Annotated in this window: 6 protein-coding genes and 1 other RNA gene; 2 read left to right on the forward strand and 5 right to left on the reverse strand. The window is 66.0% G+C overall.

What is annotated here, in order from left to right; all coding sequences use genetic code 11:
- The first annotated feature begins 206 nt into the window (after nucleotides 1-206).
- Together QZZ29_RS01395 and QZZ29_RS01400 are read left to right on the forward strand one after the other, a co-directional pair.
- The gene (locus QZZ29_RS01395; RefSeq protein ID WP_291380806.1) at nucleotides 207-5246 is read left to right on the forward strand and encodes a 2-oxoacid:acceptor oxidoreductase family protein; all 5040 of its coding nucleotides are present in this window, start codon (nucleotides 207-209) and stop codon (nucleotides 5244-5246) included.
- Nucleotides 5243-8095 (forward strand): sulfide/dihydroorotate dehydrogenase-like FAD/NAD-binding protein, encoded by a 2853-nt coding sequence (locus QZZ29_RS01400; protein WP_291380807.1) that lies wholly within the window; start codon nucleotides 5243-5245, stop codon nucleotides 8093-8095. Before QZZ29_RS01395 ends, QZZ29_RS01400 begins: the two co-directional genes overlap by 4 nt.
- Nucleotides 8096-8106: 11 nt before the next feature.
- Here QZZ29_RS01400 and QZZ29_RS01405 read toward each other — a convergent pair whose 3' ends face one another.
- From QZZ29_RS01405 to QZZ29_RS01425, 5 genes are all read right to left on the reverse strand, one after another.
- Nucleotides 8107-9033 carry an aldo/keto reductase gene (locus QZZ29_RS01405; protein WP_291380809.1) on the reverse strand — a complete coding sequence of 309 codons (927 nt, stop codon included), beginning with the start codon at nucleotides 9031-9033 and terminating at the stop codon, nucleotides 8107-8109.
- A 70-nt stretch (nucleotides 9034-9103) separates the two neighbouring features.
- Complete coding sequence (locus tag QZZ29_RS01410; RefSeq protein ID WP_291380811.1) at nucleotides 9104-10825, reverse strand: EAL domain-containing protein; 1722 nt, start codon at nucleotides 10823-10825, stop codon at nucleotides 9104-9106.
- A gap of 174 nt (nucleotides 10826-10999) precedes the next feature.
- Nucleotides 11000-11368: a transfer-messenger RNA gene (ssrA, locus tag QZZ29_RS01415) on the reverse strand.
- 49 nt (nucleotides 11369-11417) lie between these two features.
- Nucleotides 11418-11675 carry a hypothetical protein gene (locus tag QZZ29_RS01420; RefSeq protein ID WP_291380812.1) on the reverse strand — a complete coding sequence of 86 codons (258 nt, stop codon included), beginning with the start codon at nucleotides 11673-11675 and terminating at the stop codon, nucleotides 11418-11420.
- A 113-nt stretch (nucleotides 11676-11788) separates the two neighbouring features.
- Nucleotides 11789-12361, reverse strand: coding sequence for a TetR/AcrR family transcriptional regulator (locus QZZ29_RS01425; RefSeq protein WP_291380814.1), 573 nt, complete (start codon nucleotides 12359-12361; stop codon nucleotides 11789-11791).
- Nucleotides 12362-12421: the final 60 nt, after the last annotated feature.

A 12421-nucleotide genomic window follows, 5' to 3' on the forward strand; every position in this document is an offset into this window, starting at 1 on the left:
CTTCCCTACATCTGGGACCAGGTCCCTGGACATGGGACCAAGGGCACGCACTTTTCGGGACACGCAACCTAGCCTGAAGGTGTTCCATGCGGATGTGAGGATCGCGAAGAGGCAGCCCTCGGATCGCCTTCCTGGAAGGCCCCACCGGCTCTCGGAGCTGTTCGTCATTGTTCGCTTCGTGCGCGTTGGACCGAACAGGCTTCACCATGACATCAACATTGCCCCAGTACCCCGGCCTCCCGACCGTCATCAACGGAAACGGTGCCGTCGCGCACGTGATGAAACACGTCTGCGGAGGGGTCATCGGGTATCCCATCACCCCGTCCACCGAAATTGCGGAGCTCTTTGAGCAGGCGCGCGCGGACGGCGGACTCAATGTGTGGGGCAAGCACCCCTTCTTTGTGGAGACCGAAGGCGAGCACTCCGCGCAGAGTGGCGCGCTGGGCGCGGCGCTGACCGGCGGCGAGTACATCTCCAACGCCTCGTCGAGCCAAGGCATCCTGTACGCGATGGAGTCTCACTACGTCACCGTCGGCAAGAAGATCGGCGGCTTCGTGCTACAGGTCGCCGCACGCGTCGTGTCCAAGCACTCGCTCAACGTGATGGCGGGCCACGACGACGTCTACGCGTTGCTGCCGTCTGGCTACACAATCCTGTTCGGCTCCAACCCCCAGGAAGCCGCCGACCTCGCCGCGATCTCGTACCGCACGTCGGCGCTATCCCTCATCCCCGTCACCAACGCGATGGACGGATTCGCGACCAGCCACGTGATGAGCGAGGCCCTCCTGCCGGAGCCCGAGCTGTTGCGCGACTACCTCGGCGACCCCTCGGGCCGCATCAAGTCGCCGACGGTGGCGCAGGAGATGCTGTTCGGCGCCAAGGGGCGCGTCTTCCAGCTGAACGAGTACCTGAACCGGCATGCCAACGACTTCACCGCAGAGGCGCTCGCCGCAGTGCGCGAACACCTTGCCAGCGCAGCGGACGCGATCGAGGCGGACACTGCGGGAGACCTGGTGCAGGCAACGCTGGAGTGGATCCCGGCTGAACTGCAGGCCCAGTGGCGCCGGCAGTGGGTCAACTCCGACGAGAAGGGCACCCGGCAGCGGGTTCCCGCGCTGGTGGACCTCCACAACCCCGGCGTCACCGGAACCGTGCAGAACCAGCCCGACTTCCAGGCGGGAGCCGTTGACCACCGCACGCACTTCGCCAACGCCGTGCCCGCGCTCATTCGCCAGTCGATGGAGGAGTACGCCGCGCTCACGGGCCGCGAGTACAAGCCCGTCATGGCATACGACTGCGAGGACGCCGACTACGTCATGATCGGCCTCGGGTCGATCACCGACGACGTCCGCGCCCTGCTCCCCTACCTGCGCTCGCAGGGTCTCAAGGTGGGCGTCGTGTCCGTCAAGGCCCTGCAGCCGTTCCCCGAGGCCGAACTCATCGAGGCCTTGGCGTCGGCCAAGTCCGTGATGGTTCTTGAGCGCTCTGACGAAACCGCCCTGACCCGCGCCGTGACCCAGTCGCTGTTCAAGGCCCGCGCCAATGCCGAACGTCCGCAGCACGCGGGCATCCCAGCGATGGCGCAGACACCGTCACTCACCACCGCGATCTTCGGTCTCGGCGGCCACGACGTGCAGCCGCGTCACCTGATCGCCGCGTTCAAGCACATGGCCGACGGCAAGAACACCCCCCTCATCTACCTGGGTTCGCAGTTCTTTGGCAAGGACTCGGTGCCGACGCTCGCAGCGCTCGAAGACACGTTGCGTGCGGCATACCCCGAGACCGAGGCCATGGCGCTCGAAACGCAAGACAACCCGATGGGCCTGCTCCCCGAGTCCGCGCTGCGGATCCGCTTCCACTCCGTGGGCGGCTACGGAACGGTCGCGACGGGCAAGCTGCTGACCGACATCCTCGCCGGCGTGCTCGACATGCACTCCAAGTCGGCGCCCAAGTACGGCTCCGAGAAGAGCGGCGCGCCCACCAACTACTACATCACCCTGAGCCCCGAGCCCGTGCTCTTCACGAACGCGGAACTCGAAGACGTCGAGGTGGTCATCTCCCCCGACCACCAGGCCTTCGTCCACACGAACCCGCTCAAGGGCCTGGTCGAAGGCGGCACGTTCATCCTGCAGTCCAACCTGGCCCCGATCGACGTGTGGCGCGGCATGCCGTCCTACGCGCGGCGCACCATCCGCGACAAGAAGATCAACTTCCTGGTCGTCGACGCCTTCACCGTGGCAAAGAAGCACGCGCCGACGGCCGAGCTTGAGACCCGCATGATGGGCATCGCGTTCATCGGCGCGGTGGCTGGCCACGTCGACCGGGTGTCTTCGGGTGCCTCGGAGGAGGACATCCTCGAGAAGGTGCGCGCCCAGATCGCCAAGAAGTTCGGCGGCAAGGGCGACGCCGTGGTTGACGCCAACATGTCCGTCATCAAGGATGGCATCGCCGCGACGGCCCTGGTCGACTACGACGCGGCCGAATTCGTGGAGGCCGACAAGAAGCACTACACCCCCTTGTTGAGCACCGGAGCCATTTCCGCCTCGATGTGCCCCACGGCCGCCGAGCCCCGCTCAAGCAACCTCTTCGACCCCGCCTACTACGAGGACCTGATGGCGCGCCCCTTCCGCGAGGGCACCATCGGCGAGTCTCCCGTTCTGCCTGGTACCGGAATGTTCATGCCGGTGGGAACGGGTGCGTCCAAGGACAAGGGCCTGTTCCGTCGCGTCGCGCCGATCTTCAACGCGTCCAAGTGCACGGGCTGCCTCGACTGCGCGATGGTCTGCCCCGACGTCGCGATCCCCAACACGGTTCACGAGATCCACGACTTGCTCCTCGCGGGCATCGCGAGCATCGACGCGACAGAGGGTCAACGCGAGGGCCTCCGGGCGCAGGTGTACCCGCTGGCCGAGCGCGTCCGCGAGTCGTACCGTCAGGACAAGACGGACCGCACCTTCGCCGACGTCGTCGCGGAAGCAGCAAAGGGACTCGACACAGACAAGTCGACGCGCCGCCACCTGGACGCCATGGTCACCGCTCTGGCGACCTTCCCCGTGGCGCGCACGCGGCCGTTCTTCGACTCGATGGAGAAGGAAGTTCCCGGCAGCGGTGGCCTGTTCTCCGCGGCGGTGGACCCGTGGAAGTGCACGGGCTGCCTCCAGTGCGTCGAGGTGTGCGGCGCAGGCGCCCTCACCACGGTCGACCAAACCGAGGACGTCCTGGCCACGCTCGAAGAGCAGTTCACCTTCATGAGCACGCTGCCCAATACCCCCAAGCGCTTCACCGCGGGCTCCACGAGCCCCGACGGCGACATCAAGCGCATGCTGCTCGATCACACCAACTACTACGCCACGACGGGTGGCCACGGCGCCTGCCGCGGCTGCGGCGAGGTCACGGCCATCCGGCTCGTCACCTCCATGAGCCGCGCGCTCGGCGACGAGCGTCGCGCCGCGTACGTGGAGGAACTCGAGGACCTCATCGAGCGTGTCGAGGCCAAGCGTGACGGCCTCGCTGACGATGACAAGGACCGCCGCGATCGCCTCGGCCGATTGTTGGTCGAACTGGACAAGGCCCTGTACCTCTCCGAGGCAGGGCCCACCGGCGGCGGCCCCGCTCCCACCGTGGTCGCCAACGCGACGGGTTGCTCGTCCGTGTACGCATCGACGATGCCGTTCACGCCGTACCTCGACCCGTGGGTCAACAGCCTGTTCCAGGACGCCCAGCCACTCGCATCGGGCATCTACGAGGGTATTTCCACCCAGCAGGTGGGTGAGGTGAAGGCCGTCCGTCAGGCCCGACTCGAGCTCGACGACGCCTACGACCCCGCGGTGGACGGCAAGGAGCTGAGCACGCTGTCGTGGCACGAATTCACGGAGGAAGAGCGCAAGCTCATGCCGAACGTCCTCACGATCGGCGGCGACGGCGCGAGCTACGACATCGGCTTTGGGGCGATGTCCCGCGTGCTCGCGAGCGGCACCCCCGTCAAGATGCTGGTGCTGAACACGGGCGCCTACTCGAACACGGGTGGGCAGGCATCGACGGCCAGCTTCATCGGCCAAGATGCCGACCTGAGCAGGTTCGGCAAGGCGCACGGCGGAAAGCAAGAGGGCCGCAAGGACCTCGCGCTGCTCGCATCGTTCCACCCCGGCGTGTTCGCGAGCGCGACCTCGACCGCCATGCACGGCCACTTCCTGACCACGTCCATGCGGATGCTCGCGTATCAGTCGGGCGCTGCAGTGATGGATATCTACACCCCGTGCGGTACCGAGAACGGCATCGCAGAGGACCTCTCCAACTCCCGGTCACAACTCGCAGTGGAAAGCAGGATGAGCCCGCTGTTTGTGCACGACCCGAGCAAGGGCACCACGCTGCGCGAGCGGTTCTCGCTCGACGGCAACCCCGACCCCGGCAAGATGTGGACCAGCAGCACCATCGAGTACATCGGCGAGAACGGTCAACTCGAACTGATGGACACCCCCCTCACGCCCGCCGAGTTTGCGCTCGGCGAGGTCCGCTTCAAGAAGCAGTTCAAGAAGCTGACGTCCGAGGCGGAGGTCACGGCAACCCCGATCGCCGACTACGTCGAGATGAGCCTGGCCGACCGCGAGGGTCACGTGCCGTTCGTGTACGCGACCGACGCGGACAAGCGCCTCATCAAGGTGGCGTGCTCCGAGGCGATTGTCAGCCTTGTTGAGGACCGCAAGCGGTTCTGGCAGACGCTGCAGTACCTGGCCGGGCAACACGAAGACCAACTCACAGGCGACCACCGCGCCGAGGTTGAGGCACTCAAGGCACAGTATGAGGAGGTCCTGCAACTGCGGGAAAGCTCGCTCGACGACATCGCCTCGGCCATGTCGGCCCTTGCCGCCTCAAGCAAGGCACCGGCACGCGGGCGGTCGGCTGTGCCGCTCCAGGTGGCACCACGTGGCGGCGGCACTGCGCCCGGCGCTCCAGGTGGCGGGACGGCCGTCGCGACGGCCGCGGATCCGTCGTGCGCCGACGTCGCGCAGGAGGGCACGGGGCCCGTCTACCTGGATCCCGCAGACGAGCCAAAGTGCAATGACTGCGGCACCTGCTACCAGGAACTTCCCCAGTTCTTCGAAAAGAAGACCGTCATCATCGACGGCGAATCGCGCACCGTCGCGACGATGGTCCCCGGCGCGCTCGACACGGTCCAGTTGACTCCAGATCTTCAAAAGCGCATTGACAGGGTCAAGGCCTCGTGTGACGCGGAGATCATCAAATGAGCATCGTCGACGACACCGTAGCGGGCACCGGAACCCGTCACGAGGAGGTGCGTCGCTATCTCGACGCACAGCGCTCGCTCGAAACCACCGCAGACGAGGTCGAGGGCCTGGAGACGTCGGTCGGCGTGGAGACCTTCAAGCAACAGCTCGATCTGCTGAAGCGTCGGCTCGTGGAAGACCCCGCCTCGTTCCGGGACCTGTTCATCGACGATGGCGTGGCGGCCGTGGCCTGGGAGTTCGAGCAGCCCGAACTGAGTGACGAGTTCCTCGAGACGCTGTGGAAGGTGCTCCTGGGAGAGGGTGATGCGAGCACGGTTCTCATGCGCTTCATCTGGGGCCTGCCCGTAGGCAAGAAGCGTAAGTTCATTCGCGCCGTGGATCGCGTCCTCTCGTCGCGCTACCCGATGCTCGAGGGGTTCTCCGCGTCGTGGCCCGCCAACGTGGCCATCCCGCCCTACATCCGTGAGCCCGACGTGCGGGCCGAGGACTTCGAGCTCGTCAATCAGGGCTACCTCGGCTACATGGAGACGGGGCTCACCGCGCGCGAGGTGGACCTGCTGGTGTGGCTCGAGGTGCTGCGTGACAAGCAGTGCGAGGAGCGCCCGTGCGAACTGGGTTCCCTCCAGAAGTCGACGGATGTGCGCATCGGCGGGTGCCCCGTGCGGATCCACATCCCCGAAATGATCGATCTCATCGGCCACGGCGATTTCCGTGGGGCGCTCGAGCTCATTCAGGACGCGAACCCCTTGCCCGATGTCACCGGCCGCGTGTGCCCCCAGGAGCTCCAGTGCCAGGGGTCGTGCATTCTCAAGGTCCCGATGTCGATTGGCCAGATCGAGTTCTTCCTGCCGCAGCGTGAGAAGCTGCTCTACCCCAACGCCAACCAGGAGCGCTTCGCCAGCGTCGCGGACCCCTGGAAGCAGGGCACCAAGCCGCCTGTCGCCATCGTCGGCTCCGGCCCCTCCGGCCTGATCAACGCGTACCTCCTCGCCGTTGAGGGTTACCCGGTGACAGTATTCGAGGCATTCCACAAGCTTGGCGGAGTGCTTCGTTACGGCATCCCCGAGTTCCGTCTTCCCAACGGCCTCATCGACGATGTGGTGGAGAAGATCCGCCTGCTGGGCGGCAAGTTCGTCATGAACTTTGTGGTGGGCAAGACGGCTACTCTCCAGGACCTGCGCGACGCCGGCTTCTGGAAGATCTTCGTGGGCACGGGAGCGGGCCTGCCTCGCTTCATGAATGTGCCGGGCGAGCACCTGCTCAACGTCATGTCGGCCAATGAGTTCCTGACGCGGGTGAACCTCATGCAGGGCCTCAAAGAGGAGTTCGAGACCCCGCTGCCCGAGATCAAGGGCAAGGAGATCCTCATCATCGGCGGTGGAAACACCGCGATGGATGCGGCGCGCACCTCTCGTCGCCTCGGCGGCAACGTCACGATCGTCTACCGGCGCAGCCGCTCCGAGATGCCCGCCCGTGTGGAAGAACTCCACCACGCGTTGGAGGAGGGTATCGCCCTCAAGCAGCTTGCCTCGCCGACGGAGTTCATCGGCGACGACACCGGGTTCGTCAAGGCGGCAGTGGTCGACCAGATGAAACTTGGCGAACCCGACGACTCCGGTCGCCGCAAGCCCGTCAGTACCGGCGAGAGCGAGACCATCAAGGCAGACCTGGTCATCATGGCCCTGGGCAACGCCTCCAACCCGATCATCAAGGACTCCGAACCGCGCCTCGCAACGTCCAAGTGGGGCACGATCGTACTCGAGACCGAGGGATCGCAGCAGACCACGCTCGAGGGCGTCTACACCGGCGGCGATGCCGCCCGTGGAGGCTCGACAGCGGTCAATGCGGCAGGTGACGGTCAGAGCGCGGCGAGGGAGATCCTGGGCGACCTTGACGTACCAAGCGACCAGGTTGCCGACATGGTGGTCAAGGCCGGCGCATACACGCAGCGCAGCCTGACGGCCTCGACCATCGTGGCCAAGAGGCAGTTGAGCGACGGCATCGTCGAGTTCACCGTCCGCGCCCCCGTCATCGCCGACACCGCCGAGGCCGGTCAGTTCGTTCGCGTCCTGCCCTGGGACGGCGGCGAACTGGTTCCGCTCACACTGGCTGACTGGGACGCGAAGGCCGGCACCATCTGCCTGGTCATCCAGGGCATGGGCACCTCAAGCATCCTCATGAACAAGATGGAGGTAGGCGAGACCCTCGCGGGCATCGCGGGGCCCCTCGGCCTCCCCAGCCATGTGGAGCGCCACGCCGACGACTCCACGGTGGTGTTCACGGCGGGCGGCCTCGGTCTACCCCCCGTCTACCCCATCGCCAGGAAACACCTCGAATTGGGCAACCACGTCACGCTCATTGCGGGCTTCCGCAGCGAGAACCTGATGTTCTGGGTGGGCGAGGGTGAACGCGTCACGGAGCTCAAGGCCACGTACGGCGACCTGCTCGACGTGGTCTACGCGACCAACGATGGTTCGCTCGGCTACAAGGGCTTCGTCACCGGCCCGCTCGAGGAAATGCTCGAAGCGAACAAGGTGGGCAGGGGACGCCCGATTGCCGAGGTCGTGACCATCGGACCCCCGTTCATGATGCGGGCCGTGAGTGACCTCACCAAGCCCTATGGAGTGCCCTGTGTGGCGAGCCTTAACTCGATCATGGTGGACGCGACCGGCATGTGCGGCTCCTGCATGGTTCCCGTCGAGATCGATGGCAGGCCCGTGCGCAAGCATGCCTGCATCGACGGGCCCGAGATTGACTCTCACATCATCGACTGGGACAAGTTCCTGCCTCGGTTCAACCTGTTCAAGTCTCAGGAGAAGCAGAGCCGCGTCAGGCACGGACTCGCCTAGCCCGGCAGGGGTCAGGCCGCAGGGAACAGTACGTCGATCGCCGCGATGTCGTCGGCCGTGGGAGACCACGCCGAGGCAGCTGCGGCGTTTGACGTCACCTGATCAGGCCTGGTGGCCCCCGCGATGACGGAGCCCACCACTGGCTTGGCAAGGAACCAGCCGATGGTCGCGTCGAGCATCGAAATCCCCCACCCGTCGCAGAGCGCCTGGTATGCCTCCATGGCGTCCCAGTCGGCATCGTCGGCGATGTGCGGCCTGATCTGAGTGATGCGGGTTCCCTCCGACCGCTCGGTGCGCGTGAACTTGCCCGTAAAGAGGCCGTTGGCGAGCGGGAAGAATGGCAGGAACGCCATGCCAGCCGCGGTAGCGGCGTCGAGCCTGCCATCTGTCTCCACGGCGCGTGCGGCGAGGCTCAGCTCGTCCTGGCTGGTCGCGAACGCGGGAACCCCCAGTTCCGCCGCTGCACGGTCGGCCGCCCACAGTTGCTCCGCCGTGAACTGGGAGTGGCCGTATGCGCGAATCTTTCCCTCGCCCACGAGTTCCGCGAGCGCCGACAGTGTCTCCTCGATGGGCACGGAGGGATCGGGCGTGTGCTGCTGGAAGAGGTCGATGTGTTCTATTCCCATGCGGGTGAGCGACGCGTCAACCGCAGCGCGAAGATAGGCACGCGAGCCCTTGGGGCCCCGCTCATCGAGTGGCGTCTCGATTTCCACGTGTCCGAACTTTGTGGCGATCACGGCCTCGTCACGGCGCGTTCTCAGCACCTCGGCCATGAGCGCCTCGCTCGTGCCCCAACCACCGTAGATGTCGGCCGTGTCGAAGAAGGTGATGCCTGCGTCGAGCGCGGCATGGAGCACCGCGGTGGCGCCCTCTTGCGTCACCGTTGCCGTCCCGGTGCGTCCAAAGTTGTTGCAGCCGAGGCCGACGCCGCCCAGCACCAGGCACGGCCCTCAGCACGCCACCACGGCCCCGGACCGGCCTAACCGCCGCCCCGGGCCAGCCCAACCATTACCGGACACGGGGTCCTAGGCCCGCGACGTCCCGTCGGCTCACGAAGTCCACGAGGTCTTCTTCTGTGAGCGGTCTACTGTGCAGGAAGCCCTGAACCTGGCGGATTCCGCTGCGGCGCACCGCATCGTCCTCAACGTCCGTCTCGATCCCTTCAGCGACCACGTCGAGCCGGAAGCGCTCCGCGAGGCGCGCCACGAGCGACAGCATCTCCACATCAAAGGGCGCATCGCGGCCGCATCCCTCGATGACGGACCTGTCGACCTTGATGCACTCGATCGGCAGAGACGTTCCAATCATTCTCAAAGCGCCGAGGGTCGCACCGATGTCGTCCAGCGCAAGTCGGATTCCCGCAGCCGCAAGCGTCGCCAATTGGGGCGTCGCACGCACCAGGTCGGCCACGCCCACGTACTCCGACAGTTCGAGGCAGACGCGGTCGCGCTCCAGGCCGGAGTCGTCGATGGCCTCCAACACCACGTCCGCCAGCACCGGCGCGCCCACTGACTCCGGCGCAAGGTTGACGTGGATGCGCGGTGGCTCCTGCATGTCGGCGTTGCCCGTCCACCTGACCATCGCGGCGCACGCTTGAGAAAGCACCCACCGATCAAGTTCCAGTGCGGCGCCCGCGCGCGCCACCTGTTGCATCCGCTCCGCAGGGAACTCGAGACAGCCGTCGGGCTGGCGAGCGCGCAGCAGCGCCTCGACGGCAGTGACGCGCCCCGTCTCGACGTCGAGGAATGGCTGGTAGACGAGCACAAGGTCGTCGGTGGGCAAGCCGTGCCGAACGCCCCCAAGTGCCCCGCCGATCCGGACCCGATCGCCGCCAGCGACCTTGGCCGCGTACATCGCCTCGTCCGCCGCTTTCAGCAACGCACCTCCGTCTGCCGCTAGCCCCGAAGTCACGGCCACTCCGATGCTGGCGCGGGATTCCGCCGGCGTTGGCAACGTCGGATCGGGACGCGCAAGGGCCGCGCGCAGCCGTTCTCCGAGTGCCAGGGCCTCCTCTTCAAGACGCCTCTGCGGCGCAGTCTTCAGCGACATCACCACCGCGAACTCATCGCCCCCAAGCCTGCCCAGCAGGCCCTCTGGCCCGATGGCCAGCGCGAGCCTGCGCGCCACCGACTTCAGCAGCGCGTCTCCCATCGTGTGGCCATAAAGATCGTTGACCGGCTTGAGACGGTCAAGGTCAAGGAACGCCACCGCTACCGCGCCTTCGCCAGAAGCGATCCGGGCTAGGCGGTGGTCGAGTTCCTCGATGAGGCGAGCCCTCGAGGCGACTCCCGTCAACTCGTCGGTAGCCGCCCGCTGCGCGGTCTGCTCTGCCAAGGCGCGCATGACACGTATGGGTCGCACGATGCCGATGGGCTGCCCGTCGTCGTCGACGACGGGAAGATCTCGGTATCCCTGGGCACTATCGACAATCAGCGCCGCGGCCTGCACCGTCGTGGTGCTGCGTCGGACGACCGGCACTCCCCACGTCGCGAGAGCGGCGATGGGCCGCCTTCCCCACAGGGATCTCCCATAGCCGTAGCGACCCGCCATTCGCGAGAGAAATGCGGTGCGCCCGAGGAGCCCGATGCTGCCATCGGTCGCCCGCACGAGCAACGATGAACCATTCCACGGGCCAGCGAACTCCCCGTCCACCCACGCGCAGGTGGTGGTCGCGTCGACCACCCGGCACGGTTCAACCATCTGGTCGAGCGTGGTCTCTTCGGCCATCATGTCAGCCACCTCCAACGAGCTCTTCGGCAGTGGAGGACCCCGCGTAAGCCTCCTTGCGTAGCGTTCACAAAGAATTCATCGAAGTCGATCCCTAGAGGCGCGATCACTTCACACACGACAACGACCGCCCACCCGAACCGGGTGCGGCGGCCGCTGTCATCAACGAGCAGGGATGAGTGGAGATGGCGGGAATCGAACCCGCGTCCGCATGTCCAAAAGCAGGGCTTCTCCGGGCGCAGCCTGAGAGCTATTTCTCGGCCCCCCACCCGCATCAGGCGAGCAAGTGAGATGGGCCCAGTCACAGTGCAAGTCCCGGTTGCCGCTGTGACACCAGCAACCAGCAAGTTCTCTAGATGACGCCAGGAACTAGGTCGAGAACATACCTAGGCTGACGGACTACCTTGCGCTCGCTTAAGCAGCGAGGGCGTAGTCGGTGCGCTTAGAATCGGCACCTATAGTTTGCTGGGGGCGTTCACAAGATAACCCAGCATCCTTGGCCCGCTTCCCCTGCGATACAAACACACGTCGAAACCGATCATCCCCTGTGGAGTTGTAGTTCCAGTGTACGCGGTGCGGTCAAGGGCATCTAGTGTCAGACCGATACGTCCTCGGTAGTACGAGCACCTGCGCGCTCCGCGGCGACGAAGCCAAGCACACACCAGAAGACGATGATTGCCCTGGCGGCCTCGTGCTTGAGCCGAGCCGCAGGATCATCGCCGCCGAGGTGCCGAGCTCTGATCCCGTCAACACCACGATGGTGAGGGCCGCGGACAACACGCTTGTGACCCAGTTCTACCGTGTGAGGTGCGGCCTCGGCGTGGGCATCAACGGTGTCGGACGAGGTCGGCATGGACAGGAAGGCGCACCAAAGCCGCCGACACCGTCCTTTGGCGCCAGAAATCGGACCCCTGAACCGGTGGCTGGGCAACATCGTCGCAGGGGCCGAACGCGACCGACGCCGCGTCAGTCGACCCGCGGGACCACAGGGGCGGCGCCGCCCTGAGGGGGGCCCAAGATGGTGAGCCAGATCCAGACGGCCGCGTCCCGGGCGGGCGGCAGAGGATCGCGGGCCATCCAGGCCGACATCACCCCGATGACGGTTCCCGCCACTCCCGCGGCCACCATGTCGAGCGGCACGGTCTGGTCGGCACGCCGATCTGCCAGGTCGTGGACCGCCAAGCTGATGTTCTCCCTCAGACGTGACAACACAACCGTGGAGCCCGGATGCGAGAAGGCCCCCCGGTAAAGGTCGGCGTTGGCCTCCACGTGCTCAAGAAAGGTGACCAGCGGGGCGGGCGGAACGAGGGTCCATTCGACGATCGCCTCAAGTTGCGCCCCGGCCTCCGCCGCGAGAGCGTCAAGTGCGTCAGCGAGCACCGTCTCTTTGTCCGAGTAGTGCTGGTAGAACGTGCTGCGGTTCACCCCCGCGTACTCCGCTATGTCGCTGACGGAGATCTCTTCAAGTCCTCGTTCACGCGCGAGGGCGAAGAGCGCCGCTTGCAGGCGCTTTCGCGTGCGTCCCACCCTCACGTCCATGGGGCCATTATCCACAGCAGGCCCAAGAAATCCAACACGTGTTGCAAACCTTGTCTGTCC

It is taken from the genome of Demequina sp. (genome assembly GCF_016278765.1).
In the GTDB taxonomy this organism is placed as follows: Bacteria; Actinomycetota; Actinomycetes; order Actinomycetales; family Demequinaceae; genus Demequina.